The 16,840-nt window shown below is 39.1% G+C and carries 13 protein-coding genes and 2 pseudogenes; 9 read left to right on the top strand and 6 right to left on the bottom strand.

Translation table 11 applies throughout. The features are described 5' to 3' along the window. Positions 1 to 448: 448 nt before the first annotated feature. From fdnG to nrfD, 3 genes are read left to right on the top strand one after another with little or no spacing between them, the layout of a single operon-like run. The gene (fdnG, locus tag GGQ84_RS13930; RefSeq protein ID WP_429163420.1) at positions 449 to 3,463 is read left to right on the top strand and encodes a formate dehydrogenase-N subunit alpha; all 3,015 of its coding nucleotides are present in this window, start codon (positions 449 to 451) and stop codon (positions 3,461 to 3,463) included. Positions 3,464 to 3,493: 30 nt separating this feature from the next. Beyond that, entirely contained in the window at positions 3,494 to 4,282 is a 789-nt protein-coding gene (locus GGQ84_RS13925) for a 4Fe-4S dicluster domain-containing protein (protein WP_429163419.1), read from the top strand. Positions 4,283 to 4,291: 9 nt separating this feature from the next. Further along, positions 4,292 to 5,497: an NrfD/PsrC family molybdoenzyme membrane anchor subunit gene (nrfD, locus tag GGQ84_RS13920; protein ID WP_429163418.1), complete on the top strand. Its 1,206-nt coding sequence runs from the start codon at positions 4,292 to 4,294 to the stop codon at positions 5,495 to 5,497. 25 nt (positions 5,498 to 5,522) lie between these two features. On the opposite strand, the gene GGQ84_RS13915 is transcribed toward nrfD, so the two are convergent. From GGQ84_RS13915 to GGQ84_RS13905, 3 genes and pseudogenes are all read right to left on the bottom strand, one after another. Beyond that, complete coding sequence (locus tag GGQ84_RS13915; protein WP_429163417.1) at positions 5,523 to 5,993, bottom strand: acyl-CoA thioesterase; 471 nt, start codon at positions 5,991 to 5,993, stop codon at positions 5,523 to 5,525. 72 nt (positions 5,994 to 6,065) lie between these two features. Beyond that, entirely contained in the window at positions 6,066 to 6,392 is a 327-nt protein-coding gene (locus GGQ84_RS13910; RefSeq protein WP_429163416.1) for a YolD-like family protein, read from the bottom strand. Further along, positions 6,389 to 7,617: pseudogene (locus GGQ84_RS13905) on the bottom strand (DNA polymerase IV). The gene GGQ84_RS13910 and the pseudogene GGQ84_RS13905 overlap by 4 nt, the downstream one beginning before the upstream one ends. Positions 7,618 to 7,754: 137 nt before the next feature. On the opposite strand from GGQ84_RS13905, the gene GGQ84_RS13900 reads away from it, so the two are divergent. After that, the gene (locus GGQ84_RS13900) at positions 7,755 to 9,362 is read left to right on the top strand and encodes a gamma-glutamyltransferase family protein (RefSeq protein ID WP_429163421.1); all 1,608 of its coding nucleotides are present in this window, start codon (positions 7,755 to 7,757) and stop codon (positions 9,360 to 9,362) included. 63 nt (positions 9,363 to 9,425) lie between these two features. Further along, positions 9,426 to 10,231, top strand: a pseudogene (locus tag GGQ84_RS13895) (glutamine synthetase beta-grasp domain-containing protein). Between the two features lie 43 nt (positions 10,232 to 10,274). Here GGQ84_RS13895 and GGQ84_RS13890 read toward each other — a convergent pair. After that, a complete protein-coding gene (locus tag GGQ84_RS13890) occupies positions 10,275 to 11,468 on the bottom strand; it encodes an oxygen-binding di-iron domain-containing protein (protein WP_429163415.1) in 1,194 nt (397 codons plus the stop codon). Positions 11,469 to 11,619: 151 nt separating this feature from the next. On the opposite strand from GGQ84_RS13890, the gene GGQ84_RS13885 reads away from it, so the two are divergent. From GGQ84_RS13885 to GGQ84_RS13870, 4 genes are all read left to right on the top strand, one after another. Next, entirely contained in the window at positions 11,620 to 12,495 is an 876-nt protein-coding gene (locus GGQ84_RS13885) for a hypothetical protein (protein WP_429163414.1), read from the top strand. A gap of 58 nt (positions 12,496 to 12,553) precedes the next feature. Beyond that, positions 12,554 to 12,946 (top strand): secondary thiamine-phosphate synthase enzyme YjbQ, encoded by a 393-nt coding sequence (locus GGQ84_RS13880; protein WP_429163413.1) that lies wholly within the window; start codon positions 12,554 to 12,556, stop codon positions 12,944 to 12,946. 15 nt (positions 12,947 to 12,961) lie between these two features. Beyond that, positions 12,962 to 13,225 carry a DUF1294 domain-containing protein gene (locus GGQ84_RS13875; protein WP_429163412.1) on the top strand — a complete coding sequence of 88 codons (264 nt, stop codon included), beginning with the start codon at positions 12,962 to 12,964 and terminating at the stop codon, positions 13,223 to 13,225. Between the two features lie 79 nt (positions 13,226 to 13,304). Next, positions 13,305 to 14,267, top strand: coding sequence for an MBL fold metallo-hydrolase (locus GGQ84_RS13870; protein ID WP_429163411.1), 963 nt, complete (start codon positions 13,305 to 13,307; stop codon positions 14,265 to 14,267). A 64-nt stretch (positions 14,268 to 14,331) separates the two neighbouring features. Here GGQ84_RS13870 and queC read toward each other — a convergent pair whose 3' ends face one another. Next, complete coding sequence (gene queC, locus GGQ84_RS13865) at positions 14,332 to 15,000, bottom strand: 7-cyano-7-deazaguanine synthase QueC (protein WP_429163410.1); 669 nt, start codon at positions 14,998 to 15,000, stop codon at positions 14,332 to 14,334. Positions 15,001 to 15,131: 131 nt separating this feature from the next. Beyond that, positions 15,132 to 16,478, bottom strand: coding sequence for a hydroxylamine reductase (gene hcp, locus GGQ84_RS13860; protein ID WP_429163409.1), 1,347 nt, complete (start codon positions 16,476 to 16,478; stop codon positions 15,132 to 15,134). Positions 16,479 to 16,840 lie beyond the last annotated feature (362 nt).

Here is a 16,840-nt window from a genome sequence, read left to right as displayed (position 1 = left end):
ATGCAATTAACTTAATGAACCGCCAAGTACCGAACGGTATGCTTGGTGGTGTGAGAGGACGGTAGATAAAATAATTATCTACCTCCTACTCGATGATAATAAAATTATTCCTTTATAAAAAAACAAAACAATACAATACTTAAAGACTACATTTCCTATCATACATACTACAAGAAACTAGTAAATTCATTGAGAAAATATTAACAATCTATGGTACAAATGTACACATTTTGCTATAATCAAAACAACAAAATATTTTTAATAATACGAATCCGATAACCTAAAAACTTGACTATTTATTTCGCTCAGTCTTGTGTTTTAATTTTCAAATAATAATTTCAAGATAAATGGTTGTTTGTCTTTTGAGAGAGGGGTGGTTAGTGATAAGTGAATTTAATTATGTGCAAATAATTAAGGCAATGCCAAAAAGTTGGAGGGAGGAATATGCATGACAAAAGTGACAAGAAGGGGCTTTTTTAAAGGCGTTGGAATTGCCTCAATGGGTTTGACATTAAGTGTTGTTGATGATAGTGAGAAGAAGGCTTATGCTAGTGAACTTAAAGTGACATATGGAACTGAAAAAATGACTGTCTGCCCGTACTGTGGAGTTGGTTGCGGGATTTTAGTATTTGCAGAAGAGGGCAAGGTGGTTTATGTAGAGGGAGATTCAGATAACCCAATTAACGAAGGGGCACTTTGTTCTAAAGGCTCTTCCATTAACGATTTATCCCATGTGATGTACAAGGGAATGCGTGTAGAAAACAAACAAAGAGTGACCAAAGTGTTATACCGTGCTCCAAAAAGTAGTAGATGGGAGGAGAAAGACTGGAACTGGGCTCTTGAAAAAATAGCACAAAGAGTAAAAGAAACCAGGGATTCAACCTTCGAGGAAGTAAATGCAGAAGGGGTTACAGTAAATAGAACAACAGCAATCTCCCATTTTGGTAGTGCTGCATTAGAAAATGAAGAGAATTATCTTTTTCACAAATTTACTAGAGCCATGGGGATGGTAAATATAGACCATCACGCTCGTCTCTGACATAGTTCCACGGTCGCCGGTCTGGGGGCCACGTTTGGAAGAGGTGTGATGACAAATCATTGGATAGATTATAAAAATTCAGATGCATTTTTAGTTATAGGTGCAAATCCTGCTGAAAATCATCCGCTGGCTATGAAATGGATTCAAAAAGCCCAAGAGGAACGAGGAGCAAAGCTAATTGTTGTTGACCCTAGATATACTCGTACTTGTGCTAGTGCGGATTATATTGGACATTTGCGTCCAGGTACTAATATTGCTTTTATTAATGGATTAATTAACTACGCATTGCAGAATGGTTATTACCACAAAGACTATGTGGAGAATTACACTAATGCCTCTTTTCTTGTAGATGAAGAATTTGATTTTGCTGATGGAGAATTTACTGGTTTTCAAGAGGTAGATGGAATGAAATCCTACGACAGAAGCACCTGGAGATATCAGCTAGGTGAAGATGGTAACCCCCTACGAGACTCTAGCCTAGAACACCCACGTTCTGTATTTCAATTGCTTAAAAAACATGTAGAGAGATACGACATAGAAACTGTTTGCAATGTTACTGGTACAAACATAGAGGACTATGAGCAGATAGCAAAAACATTTTGTTCCACAGGAACATCAGGCAAGGCTGGTAATGTAATCTATGCTATGGGTATTACTCAACATACGCATGGTACGCAAAATGTGAGAGCTTTGGCCATATTACAGCTACTTCTAGGCAATATGGGAATACCAGGAGGAGGAGTTAATGCCCAACGGGGAGAGTGTAATGTTCAAGGTTCAACTGATATGGCTATGCTCTTTCATTTAATACCTGGATATATGGGGGTTCCTAGAGAAAACTTACATCCTACACTAGAGGATTACGTCAAAGTAGAAACGCCAGCTAGTGGTTACTGGTCAAACAAACCCAAATTCTTGATTAGCTTATTGAAAGCTTTCTATGGTGATAATGCTACTCAGGAGAACGACTTTGGTTATGATTATTTACCTAAACTAGACAAAATGAATAGGTCTCATATAGGTATTGTGGAGGAGACAAAAAAGGGCAGTATTAAGGGAATGTTTGCTTGGGGGCAAAACCCAGTTGTAGGGGGGCCAAATACTAAATATGCAATTGATGCATTTACTCAATTGGACTGGATGGTTGCCATTGACGTATTTGAAACGGAAACAGCTAGCTTTTGGAAGGCACCTCATTTAAACCCTGAAGAAGTAGAGACAGAGGTATTCATGTTACCAGCAGCTAGTGTATATGAAAAAGAGGGTACAGTCACCAATAGCGGTCGCTGGATTCAGTGGCGCTATCAAGCTATAGAACCCATAGGGCAATGCAAAAGTGATTTGTGGATAGTCGATAGGATCTTTAACGGGGTAAAAGAGCTATATCAAAAAGAGGGAGGAACTTGTCCAGACCCAATTCTCAAGATGAACTGGGACTACAGTGGCAGTTTTGACAAAAAGCCTGATGTTCACAGGGTTGCCCTTGAAATTAATGGATATGATGTAACTACGGGTAAGGGATTAACTACTTTTGGAGCATTAACAGATGATGGTTCAACTGCGTGTGGCAACTGGATTTATGCAGGTTACTTTGACAATGCAGATAACCCCGCCTGTAAACGCAGGGAATTGGAAGGACCGGGAGGTTTAGGCTTACATCCTAATTATGCTTATGCTTGGCCTTTGAACAGGAGAATTGTGTATAACCGATGTGCTACTGATGCTCATGGCAAGCCGTGGGATGACCAACGGGCATTGTTTAACTATTCAGGTGGGCGCTGGGAAATGAAGGATGTACCTGACTTTAACGCCAGTGTGGAACCAGAAGTGTCTGCAGCAAATCCTTTTATTATGAATACTGAAGGACTAGCACGTATATTCTCCAATGGTCCAGTGGATGGCCCCTTCCCAGAGCACTATGAGCCTGTAGAGGGTCCAATAAAGAATGCCCTTAATAAATTGCAGCATATGCCTGTAGCAAACATTTGGGAGCACGATGGTAGTAGGCTAATAGAGCTTGGAGATAGTCAATATCCTATAATTATTACAACATATAGATTAACTGAGCACTATCAGAGTGGTGCTATGACAAGAAATTGCCCATCGCTGGTAGAATTGATGCCTGAGATGTTTGCTGAAATTTCAAGGGAGTTTGCTAAAGAGCTTGGCATAGAACCAGGGGACAAATTAGTAATTTCTACTCCGCGAGGCGAGATTACAGTTAATGCCATGGTTACCTCTAGGATAAAGCCTGTCAAGCTGTTTGGGAAGTTATATCACGTTATTGGAATGCCGTGGCATTGGGGTTTTTCTGGGTTGTCCAGGGGAGATTCAGCCAATGTATTGACTTCACACATAGGTGACCCCAATACCACAATTCCTGAAAGCAAGGCCTTTATGTGTAATGTCAAAAAAGCGGAATAAAAGATTAATAGTGAAGAGAGGTGAGAATACATGGCTCAAAAGGGAATGTTAATTGATGTTACAAAGTGTATTGGGTGTCGCTCATGCCAAGTATCCTGTAAGTCTTGGAATTATTTAGATAGTGAACGGACCAGTTTTGAAAATACAGTGACAAATCCACCAAAAATGTCAGCAGACACCTATACTGTTGTGGAGTTCATTGAAACGGAGAAAAATGAACGCCCCATATGGCGGTTTATTAAGCACATGTGTATGCATTGTAAGCATCCGGCTTGTGTATCAGCTTGTTTTGCCAAAGCCATCACTAAGGCAGAGAGCGGTGCTGTGGTTTATGACAGCAAAACTTGTGTAGGGTGTCGCTATTGTATGCTTGCTTGTCCTTGGTGGATACCCAAGTACGAGTGGAATAAGACTTTCCCTAAGGTCAAAAAGTGTCGCTTTTGCATTGATTTACTTGATAATGGAAAAGAACCTGCTTGTGCAACATCCTGTCCTACAGCCATAAAATTTGGTGATAGGGATGACATGATAGCTATTGCTAAGCAAAGGATAAAGGATAACCCAGATAAATATATTGACCACATCTATGGAGAAAATGAAGTAGGAGGAACCAGTGTCCTTTATATTTCAGATATCCCCTTCGAGGAACTAGGACTAACAGCAAATTTACCCAAAGAACCACTGCCAGATTTAACTTGGGATGCCCTGAAAAAAGTTCCTTACCTTGCTGGGGGTATAGCGGCAGGTATGACGGGTTTATATTTCTTATTTAATAGAAAACAGGAAGTGGCAAATGAGGAGAATAATCAAAAAAGGTAGGTGAGTGTTGTGAGCAATCAAGTTAGATTTGGATCTTTTGCTTTTAGGGTTACGCCGATACGCATGGTCATGATGCTACTAGCCTTAGTAGGAATTGGGCTTATGATATATCGTTTGGTATATGGCTTAGGAGCAGCTACGAACTTAAATGACTCTTGGCCTTGGGGTTTATGGATTGGTGTGGATGTTATGCTAGGTGTGGCGTTGGCTGCAGGGGGGTTCACTATGTGCGCTGTAATATACGTTTTTAATCTCAAACAGTTTAAGCCATTGACTAGGCCAGCTGTATTAACTGCTTGGCTGGGTTATTTATTGGTCTTGGTGGGACTCTTTTTGGATGTGGGGCTTTGGTATAATGCATGGAGACCACTTATCCATTGGGGATATACTTCAGTATTGTTTGAAGTATTTGTATGTGTAACTATATACAACATTGTCTTACTTGTAGAATTTTTACCAGTAATTGCAGAGAGATTTAAATGGGATAAAGTTTACAGAATTACTACAGCAGTTACAATTCCTGCTGTAATCGCTGGAATAGTTTTATCAAGTTTACACCAATCTTCATTGGGAGCACTGTTTTTGATCATGCCAGATAAAATGCACCCAATTTGGTATACGGATGCATTGCCATGGCTATTTTTGCTCTCAGCTATTTCTGTTGGGCCTGCTATGGTAGTTATAGAATCTTTCTTAGTTTCTAAATCATATAAAATGAAGTTTGAACAACGAATTTTAGGCCAGCTTATGATCGGAGTGGCTTTTATTCTAGCCATTTACTTAGCTTTTAACTTGTGGAATCTTTCAAATAGAGGGTATTTAGAGGCAGCTTTTGCTGGTACTTTTACTGGAAACATGTACTTACTTGAATTGGCACTATTTGCATTTCCACTATTATTAATAATTGTTGGTCCAGGAAGGAAGTCAAAAGGTGGAATTGTTTTATCTGCTTTGATGGTAGTAACTGGGGTAGTAGCAAACAGGTTAAATGTATTATTTACGGGTTTACATGAAGCAGCCCCTGTATCATACTTTCCTTCGGGGATGGAGATTATGATTACCCTGGGGTTAATATCTATAGGATGCCTCGTATATCTATTTGTAGTAGAAAACTTTAATGTGTTCCCTAAGGGTGTGAAAAACAATCCTTATATAGAAAATCAACAGCGGGGATTTGTTCCTATAGATTCCGGTGTCAATATTAGTTCAAAATAGATTAAAGATAAACAGAGGCCCTTCATTAGGCCTCTGTTTGTAAATCTGGCTCATATTCATAGAGCTTTTCTTTTAAGTGCTCTGGTATACGCATACTCTTTTTAGTATTTCTGTTCATAAATACAATTGCTCCCCTTCCGGCAGCAGCTATTTTACCATCTTTTGGCCTAACAATAGCATACTCAAAGTCAAAACTGGAGTTTCTAACTCTAGTAGCTCTGAGCTTTACATCAAGTTGATCTCCGAAGTAGAGTTCAGCTAAGTATTGGCAGTAGAGATCGGCTGTTACTACAAAAAATTCTTTATTGCGCAGCATTTCAGATTCAAGAGCTAGCTCTCGAAGGTATTCTACTCGGGCTTGCTCAAAGTAGATGAAATAACTTACGTTGTTAATGTGTCCAAAGGCATCTGTTTCACAAAAGCGGGTGCGGATAGAGGTACTGAAGCGAAATTTTTCAAGCCACGCTTCCGGACTTGGTTGAGTAATTTTTTCCATAGCACTCTCCCCTATAGTAATAAATTTTAGAATTAATCCATTAACAATTTCTATAAAAAAAGGAAGATACCTTCATTCCACGGATAAAATATGTTGAATTTTTAGTCTATGTATTTTTCCGGAGCAGGATTGAAGGTGTATGACTTTTTGAAAGCTATTAAGTTGGATGACCTTTCCCTTTAGCTCTTCACGGGTGTCCTGCCAGCTGGATACTATTTTCAGTTCCCTTCCTGTTGCAAGGGATTCTGTAATTAAATACTGGAATTCCTGGGCAAGCTCTTCGCTAATATTATCTTTTTGTGGTGGTATAGGTTTATGTTTATGATTTTTAAGAGCAGAGCGGTGTTCTGATAACATCATCTTACTACAATTAAACTGGTCTAATAGTTTTTTACTCATGCTTCATGACCTCCCACTTTTGTTGCTCGCTGAAAAAACTGAGCACTTGTACTTAAAGAAGATGCGCGAAAGATACTGGTGGTGCCAAACCGATCCCGTACACTGTCCACAGTAGAGTTTAAACTGGAGTCTTTGCTCTGATCGGAAAACAAAGACATTTGAAAGGAACTGTTTGATTGAAGCTGGCTCAAACTGATTCCTAGAGCGCGTACTGGGTAGTATTGCCAATGGGCTTCAAATAGATTAAGTACCTCTGGATAAATAGTAGAGCTAGTGTCACTGGGCTGATAAAGTTTTTTTTGCCTAGAAAACCCCATAGGGTTTTGGAAATCTGCTCCGCGACAGTATAGATTGATGACATTTCCCAAGCAGTTCAACTGTCTAACGCGCCGACATACTTCTTCTGTAACTTCTAATAAAATAACCTGGATTTCTCGCTGATTGCGATAGTCTCTGGGTAGAGTGATAGAATGACCGACCCCTTTGTGTTGCTCTTGGGCAAAAGGGTTTAAAGAAGAGTAGTCAATGCCATTAGCGTTTAGCCACAAAATCTCTCCATTTACTCCCCAACGAAGGTGTAAGTCCTTGCGAGGTAGCTTAGCTAAACTGCCAATAGTAGTTACACCTATATTTTTCAATTTTTTTCCATCCTAGAGCCCACTCCAAAGAGTTTTTTTATTGGTAAAGGCCAAACATAGGAATAGTAACTCTTCTTAGAGAGGGAAAATATGCCTGATCTATTTTTTTTTGCAAAATTATCGCAAGCCATTTTAGCTTGCAAAGGGTTTTCCCCAATGCCAATACGGCAGCGCACGCCGGTGCGACAGAGTATTTCTCTGTTTATGGTATGGGCTATTTTTTCAGGTTCCCCATAAAGCTTTTGAGATCCGGTAACATCTAAAAATTGTTCATCTATTGAGTAAGGCATTACTAAATCTGTATATTGCTCTAGTATTTTTGTTATTTCTAGGGAAACATCTATATAAGTTTGCATATGGGGGCTCACAAAGATAGCATCTGGGCAGAGAGCTGTGCATTCCCAAGCGGGCATTCCAGTTTTAATACCTTTTTCTTTTGCTTGTCTGCTAGCAGCTAAGGCTATACCATGCCTGAGCTTTGGATCTCCGCAGACTATTACGGGCTTTTCTTTTAGATGGGGGTTTCTAGAAATCTCAACGCTGGCATAAAAGGATTCCATATCTGCCAACATAATTACCTGTGTCATGAAAACACCTCCTAGGAACTTTGGGAACATACATTCTATTATACACTAAAACTTTAAAATATAGAACAAAGGTTCTAAAGGTAAAGTAAGGAATAATACTGAAACCTAGTAAGATGAGTTTAAAATAGGAGGTGTAGCTGTTGAATTTTAACTATATGTACTATCCAAACCCATCTAAAAGAATGAGCACCTTTGCCAGAGATGGCATGGTTGCCACTAGTCAACCTCAGGCCGCTCAAATAGGGTTAGATATACTGAAAAAAGGTGGTAATGCTATAGATGCGGCAGTAGCCATGGCTGCTAGCTTAACGGTACTTGAGCCCACTTCTAATGGCATTGGGGGAGATGCATTTGCCCTAGTATGGCACAAAGGAAGTTTATATGGATTGAATGCCAGCGGCCCTGCTCCGGCGGGTATTTCTATAGAAGAGTTAACCGATAGGGGGATCAGTGAGATGCCCAGGCTGGGGTGGACTTCTGTAACAGTTCCAGGAGCTCCTGCGGCGTGGTCGGAGCTGTGGAAGCGCTTTGGCCGACTGGAATTTCAACGACTATTTGAGGGAGCTATTGATTATGCTACTAGCGGTTATCCAGTATCACCGGTGGTAGCACACTTTTGGGATTTGGCATATCAGGATATGGTGGAAAACGCCGACGGCTATGAATTTGAATCCTGGTTTCGGACATTTTCCCCTAAAGGTAGGGCTCCTAGAGCGGGGGAAATTTGGAAGTCAAGTGATGTAGCGGATACATTAAGGGCGATAGGAGAAACAGAAGCTAGAGCTTTTTATAGGGGAGCGTTGGCACAAAAAATCCATGAAGCTTCTAGTAAGTGTGGAGGATTTTTAACAGCTAGTGACCTGGCAGAATATAAACCTCAGTGGGTTGATCCAGTAAAAGTAAACTATAAGGGCTATGATGTATGGGAATTGCCACCTAATGGGCAAGGAATAGTAGCACTTATGGCACTTAATATGCTGAAAAAATGGGATTTTTCTGAGTCTAATGTGGAAATGTATCATCATCAGATAGAAGCAATGAAATTGGCTTTTGCCGATGGACTAAATTATATCACTGATAGGGAGCATATGGAGGTAACAGTTGAGGCCTTGCTAGCAGATGAATATGCAGATCAAAGAAGAAAAGAGATAGGTAATAGGGCTGTTGATCCGAAATACGGAAAACCACCCATGGGAGGAACGGTTTATTTGGCAACAGCTGATCGAGAGGGTAATATGGTGTCATTTATTCAAAGTAACTACAGGGGCTTTGGATCGGGAATAGTGGTTCCAGGGACAGGCATTAGTTTGCAAAACAGAGGTCATACTTTTTCTTTGGACCCTGCTCATCCCAACTGTTTAAAGCCGGGGAAGAAAACTTACCACACCATTATACCGGGATTTTTATCTAAGGGTAATGAACCGGTGGGACCTTTTGGCGTGATGGGAGCTTTCATGCAGCCTCAGGGGCATGTTCAAGTATTAATGAACACCCTTGACTTATGTTTAAATCCCCAAGCTACATTAGATGCACCTAGATGGCGGTGGGTTGAGGGTAACCTTGTAGAGGTGGAAAGCAATTTTCCTGAGGATATGGTTAGGGCTTTAGAAGAAAGGGGGCACAAAATAAAAAGATCAAAGGATATTGCCGATTTTGGCAGGGGACAAATTATCTGGCGACTAAAAGAGGGAGTCCTAGTAGGAGCATCAGATCCTAGAGCAGATGGAATTGTAGCAGCTTGGTGAAAAATGATGTTTCTATTAAAATAAAATATTTTCCTATAATTCTGCAACGAGCGCGGAGTGAAAATGGTGGACTTTAAAATGATTGATCTCTTTGGACGTTGGAGGCACCTAACCATTCCAATAGAGCGTTTTTCAGAGAAAACACTAAAAGATGGAATAGGGTTTGACGGCTCTAATTATAGTTATGCACCATTAGAAAAAAGCGATATGGTATTTATTCCAGACGTTACTACAGCATTTGAGGAACCCTTTACTGCTACGTCCACACTTTCCATGATTGGTGATGTTTACATAATAGGCGACACTAATGTGGTTTAAGTGAAATGGCACATCATTTTATTGGAGGTCTACTCAAGCATGCGCCAGCCCTGTGTGCATTGACAAACCCCAGTACAAACTCATACAAGAGGTTAGTGCCTGGGTATGAAGCACCTGTGAGCATTTGTTTTGCCACTGCAAATAGAAGTGCAGTGATCAGAATCCCTGCTTATGCTAAGAGCCCTGAAGAAAAGCGCTTTGAAATAAGAAATCCAGATGCTACGTGCAACCCCTATTATGCATATGCGGGAATACTAATGTCGGGCCTTGATGGAATAGAAAACAAAATTGATCCTACAGAAGCAGGATTTGGTCCTTACGATATTAATCTATATAACTTAACCGAGGAAGAACAAGCCAAGATAATGCCATTGCCTAAATCTCTTGATGAGGCTTTAGATGCATTAGAAAAAGACTATGAGTTTTTGACTAAGAGAGGGGCATTCTCTAAGTGTCTTATAGATATTTGGATAGAAAAGAAGAGAAGTGAGTTAAAAGAGTTCAATAAAATACCTCACCCCGCTGAATTTGCTCTATACTACGATCTTTAATTTGAATAAACTAAAAAAACCACCCCAAGGTGGTTTTTTTAGTTTATTCAAACTTGCTAAGAACTTTTTCGCCAAAAGATTTTCCGAATTGAAAGCACTGCTCCAGTTCTTCTTCTGTAGGTGTAAACTTAACCTTTAAAGGTTCTTGGACAATTTCGAACTTTGATTCCTCTAAATGAGCCGCTAAAAGCTTAGGAGACTCACCTGTCCATCCATAGGAGCCAAATGTTGCTGCCATTTTATTTGTAAATCGCAGGCAGCGAATTTCTTCTAGAACAGGAGAGGTGGTGGGTAGGTACCGATTATTTATAGTAGGTGATCCTAACAGTACTCCCTTTGATCTAAAGATATCTGTCATAATATCGTTCTTATCAGCAGTCACCATATGGTGCATTTTATAATCAACGCCAGCCGCGTGAAGACCCTTGGCAATAGCCTTTGTCATTATTTCTGTGTTATCCCACATGGAGTCATAAAGCAGAGTTACTCGGGGCTCGGCGTAGTCCGATGCCCATTCCACATATTTCTCCACAACTTGCATTGGGTTATCTCGCCAAATAATGCCATGACTAGGCGCAATCATCTGGATTGGAAGGTTGAGCTTTTTCAATTCTTCAATTTTCTTGAGAAGCATGGGTCTAAAAGGTGTAAGGATATTAGTGAAGTATTTAATAGCTTCCTGATAAACTTCGTCCATCTCAGCTTCATCATTGAAAATAGATGATGTAGCATAATGTTGACCAAAGGCATCATTGGAGAATAGAATGTTATCTCCAGTTAAATAAGTCATCATACTATCGGGCCAGTGAAGCATTTTAGCCTCTACAAAAATGACCTCTTTACTGCCAAGACTGATTTTATCACCAGTTTTAACTACTTGAAAATTCCAATCTTTGTGGCACTGCTTTTGAACATGTTCTTTTCCTTTTTGTGTGACAATAACCTTTGCTTGGGGTGCTTTCTCCATTAGTGCCAGTAAACTTCCTGAGTGATCCGTTTCTGAATGATTAGAAATTACATAGTCTATTTTGGAAAAGTCAACAAGTTGCTCTAAATTTTCTAGCCACTGATCTGCGAAGGAAGCCATAACTCCGTCCACCACTGCAATTTTTTCATCTTTAATTAGATAAGAGTTATAAGAAGTTCCCCTGTGAGTTGATAATCCATAGCCGTGGAAGTACTGAGTAGTCCAGTCAGTAACACCTAGCCAATGAGCGCTTTCAGATAACTGTTTCATTAAAACCCTCCTCTTATTAATAGTCATTATCCTTAACTAATCTAAATATTCTATGCTTTGATGCTAAATACCTGCCATGGTATATATTTTTAATATAAATAGAGAAAACTATTACTGAATGTTTATATTTGTGTAAAAAAACAAAAGGACGGTGACTAAAGTGTGTCAGCAATTACCCGACAAGGAATTTGATAAACTGTTAGATCAGTTTTTTCAGGAGCCAGACAACCAAATAGTTGAAGCTAAAGTAAAGGCCCAGTTATTGAGATTCCCAAACAATGCATTTTCTTACTTGTTTTTTAATTACTTTATGCTTCAGGGCAAAGTAAATCAATACCAGCTAGAAAAGAGACTTTTTCCTCTTGCTCATGATGTGTACTTGGGAATAATGATTTTTATTAATCGGCTCTACTCAATAGAACTAAATCAGCTAAATTTTGAAAGCCTAGATGGTGAAGAGGCAGAGAATATTAGGTTCCAATATGTGAAAAGGTTTAGTCGCGCGATGCTACTAAAGGCATTGGGCAGCGAAAAAGTGCCATTGACAGGGAAAAATAGAATAAAAAAAACTCTCGAAAAAATGTTAACTATGTACAAGGTAGTTCAGGCCAATAAATTGAAGGAAAGATTGCCTTTCGATAATGAGGAAGTACTGGGACAGCTAAATCGTTATCTAAATGGTGCCGATGTTCTTGCCGATGCACCTGAGTTTATAACTACTTATTTTAGTAGCCAAGAATTAGAGCCCATAATAGAGCACCTGCGAATGAGGAAGATAAATGCATTTAGCCGTAGATATTTAGAAAGGCTGATAGATGAGAATAAAAAGAAGCAAATAAATCGGGTTTTACAAAAGATTATTTTTGAGCAGCCTGAAATTAATCATGCTAAAAAAGCATATGTAATTTACATAACATTAAATAATGGTGCTGATAACAGCTGGGTGGATCATCCTTTTATGCGCAGATTTATCCTTAACAGCTACCTTGAGAATGCTGTGGAAGAACTTGAGGCTAAAGGAAAATAATGATATGATTTAAACAGGCAGTCATTGACTGCCTTAATTTTTTGCGAGGTGATGTTTTATGCGTGAGTTGTGCTATAAGACAGTAGGGAGAATGTCTTTTGTAGAAATAACTAATGACATAAATAGGTTGCTGCTAGAGGAAAAAGTAGATAAAGGTACTGTGGTAATCTTTGTGCCCCACACAACGGCAGCCATAACTATTAATGAAAATGCCGATTCAGACGTGACTATGGATATGAAAGTTATTTTAAATCAGCTAATACCCTGGGATGGGCCTTACAAGCATTTAGAGGGGAATTCAGCAGCCCATATGATGGCCAGTTTGATAGGTGCATCGGAAACAATTATAGTCAATAAGGGAAAAGCTGTATTAGGGACTTGGCAGGGGATATATTTAGTTGACTTCGATGGACCCAGGGAGAGAAAAGTACTAGTATCAATTCAAACTTAATAAAGAGGAGAAGTTATGGAAATCATATATTACTATCTAATAAGTATAAATTTATTGGGTTTTGCACTAATGGGCTATGATAAGTGGAGAGCAATAAGGGGTCAATGGCGCATTGAGGAAAAAAAATTAATTGGAATTGCATTAGTGGGTGGAGGTTTAGGTATTTATACCGGAATGAAAGTTTGGCGCCACAAGACTCAGCATAATCTGTTTAAGTGGGGTGTTCCCATAGTCTTAACCCTACAAGTGGGTGCATATATCTTTATTAATAATATATAGCGGCTAAAATCAACAGAATATTGAAAAAATTCTCAAAAAGAGGTATCATATACTAAAACGACCACTGGAGGTCACAATAATGTCTGAGATATATAAAATAATTGTTCCAACCCCTTTTAAGGTGGGGCCTGTAAATTTATATTTGTTAAAAGGTAATCCTATAACTTTAGTAGATACTGGACCTAAGACAGAAGAAGCTTTTCGGGCTCTAAAGCAAGAAGTAGAGAGGATGGGGGTTGGTTTGGAGCAAATTGAACAGATAGTTATTACCCATGCTCATCATGATCATTTTGGGATGACAAGAAAGCTTGTAGATATATCAGGTGCTAAGACTATAGTACATAAAAAGACTGCTCCTTGGCTTATAAATCACAATGAGGCTTGGCTAGAAACAGCAGAATACTTTAGATCTCTCTATATTCAAGCTGGTGTTTCAGAGGAAATTATGAGGAAAATTAAGCAGGGTGATTATAAGATAGCACAATTTGGTCAATCTGCACCGGTGGATGTGGTAGTAGAGGATGGATCTGAGATAGTTGCTGGAGGAGACAGGTGGAAGGTAATATATACTCCGGGACACTCTAATACTTGCATGTGTCTTTTGCATGTGGAAGAAGGGTGGTTTATTTCTGGAGACCATCTTTTACCTGACATATCTTCAAACCCTCTTTTAGAGCCACCAGCTGAAGAAGGGGTAAAACGTGAACCTAACTTATCAAGATACATGGATTCTTTAAAGAAAACTGCTGAGTTGCCCATAAAACAAGTTTTCCCTGGTCATGGGGATAATTTCTTTAATCCTCAGCACCTGATAGAAGAACGAATAAAGCAATTTGAATTGCGGCAAAATCATATCTTTAATATGGTTTCTAAGGAACCAGCACTAGCTATAGAAATTTGCTATAGATTATTTCCCAAGTTGTCCAAGCAAGAACTTTTTTTAGGTCTTTCCGAAACTTTTGGTCATTTAGATATACTTGTTGCTCAAGGCAAAATAAATAAAGAGACAAAAGGTGAAGTAGATTTGTTTTTCAAAGATTGAAAGGATATTCAGCGAAGCTTTTTAGTTAAACAAACTTCGCTGAATGTTAATTGTAATACACAGTTTATTCATATGTGATTGGGTCTGTATAGCCTGCTTCTGCAAACCCTTTAAGGCGCAAACGACAGCTGTCACACACACCGCAGTTTGTTCCCTTGTAGCACGAAATAGACAAGTGATAGGGTGCATTTAGTTCCATGCCCTTAGTAATTATTTCTGCTTTTGTCATATGAAGAAGAGGTGTTGCGATTTTGATTTCTTCTCCTGTCTCAACGAAATTTTTGGAAGAAAGATTAATTGTTTGTTGTAGACTATCAATAAATTCAGGTCTACAGTCGGGGTATCCGCTATAGTCCAATGTATTAACCCCAAGGTATATATATTTTGCACCAATTACCTCTCCATAAGCCGCAGCCAAGGAGGTAAAGATTAAATTTCTATGAGGAACATAGGTAGTGGGGATCTTACTTGTGTCCATGCTTTCAGGGACTTCCATATTCAGGTCAGTTAAAGAACTACCACCGATGCTATGTAGGAATTCTACATCTACAATTTTATGTCTATGCTCTACTCCATAGTGGGCGGCTACTTTTTTTGCACACTCTAGCTCTTGGCTATGCCGTTGACCATAGCTGAAAGTTATGGGATAGATTTCTTGTCCCAAGTTGTGGGCAATAGCCATATTAGTAGTACTGTCCAATCCTCCCGATAGGGAAATTACACATTTTTTCATATGATCACCTCTTTTTAGATTGACAAAGTAAATTATAACAATCTTTGCTCATTTGGCCAAGAATTATTCATTAAAAAGAGCAGAGTATATTGACTCTGCCCTTTTAGAAGGTGGGATAATTGTTTAATTTCTTATTTTCCTAAAACAGCTTCTAAATCTGATTTAGGGTCTGTAACTAACCCTAGATTAAAGTTATCTTGAAGTACTTGTAATACTCCTGGAGAAATGAAAGCAGGTGCACTTGGTCCTACTTTAATGTCTTTTACTCCCAAGCTAAATAACCCTAATAGAATTGCAACCGCCTTTTGCTCAAACCATGACAGGATAATTGTCAGAGGTAAATCGTTAACGCCACAGTCGAAAGCTTCAGCTAAAGCTATAGCGATTTTTACTGCAGAACCGGAGTTGTTGCACTGTCCCAAGTCGATATATCTAGGGATGTTAGTTCCGGGCACTGTGCCAAAATCTAGATCGTTAAATCTAAACTTACCACATGATGTGGTAAGAAGAACACAGTCTTTTGGTAATGATTGAGCTAATTCTCGATAGTAGTCTCTTCCTTTTGTTGGCCCATCGCAACCAGCTACTGTGAAAAAGCGCTTGATTTTACCAGCTTTAACGGCATCAATAATTTCTGGTGCAATTGACAGTACTGTTTCATGGTGGAAGCCTGTTGACATAACTTTATCAGATTTTACATTAGCAGCAGGTAATTCTAGTGCTCTATTAATGACAGGTGTAAAATCGTCATTTTCTATTTTAGCAACGCCTTCTAGGCCTGCTGTTCCATATGTCCACATTATATCTGAGTAGTTTCCTTTAATAGGCATTAGGCAGTTAGTAGTACCTAAGATTGCCCCTGGGAATTGTTCAAATAATTTTCTTTGGTCAAACCATGCCTTACCTACGTTACCCTTTAAGTGAGAATATTTTTTCAATTCAGGGTAGCCGTGGGCTGGAAGCATTTCTGAATGAGTGTAAACATTAATATTTTTACCTTCAGTTTGCTTCAATAGCTCTTCAAGGGCGAACAAGTTGTGACCTGTAACTAAAATACACTTGCCCTCAATTTTATCAGAGGATACTTGAACAGGCTGAGGAATTCCTAAACGATCAGTATGGGCTTTATCAAGCAGATCCATTACTTTCACTGTAGCCTGACCAACCTCTAGTGCCATATCTATATGCTCATTTAAGTTGAAGTTTGAATTGGTTAATGTGGTGTAAAGCCCTTTGTGTACAATTGCATCGATTTCTGGATCATGAGCTCCTAGTTCCCTTGCATGTGTAGCATAAGCGGATACACCCTTAAGACCTAAAATGATAATATCTTGTAAACTTGAAATGTCTGAGTTCTTTCCGCAAACCCCAATTTTAGTACAGCCTCCCTTGGGTGTCTGCTCACACTGGTAACAGAACATTGGGTTGGCCTCTATCACTGTAGTTTTTTCTTCTTTACCTTTTAAAAAGTTAAACATGGTAACTCCTCCTTCTATAAAGTTAATATTTCTCTTTAATACTCACTCATTCTCAGTATTTCATAGTCACCTAACAATGGGTCAGCCTCAGGAACTGGATAGATATCTTATATCTATCATTTTTTTACAGGATAAAGTCCATCCTCCTTCTATAAAGTTAATATTTCTCTTTAATACTCACTCATTCTCAGTATTTCATAGTCACCTAACAATGGGTCAGCCTCAGGAACTGGATAGATATCTTATATCTATCATTTTTTTACAGGATAAAGTCCATCCTATCTGCCAAACTGGTTATGTTTGGAAGTAATGGTATGACCGTGCTTATAGTCTCCACTAGTTTCATGGTCGCTTACCCTCCT

Source organism: Desulfitispora alkaliphila (genome assembly GCF_050433185.1).
Classification (GTDB): Bacteria; Bacillota; Desulfitisporia; order Desulfitisporales; family Desulfitisporaceae; genus Desulfitispora; species Desulfitispora alkaliphila.
The sequence above is the reverse complement of the archived record's forward strand: the minus strand, read 5'-3'. Positions and strand labels throughout refer to the sequence as shown.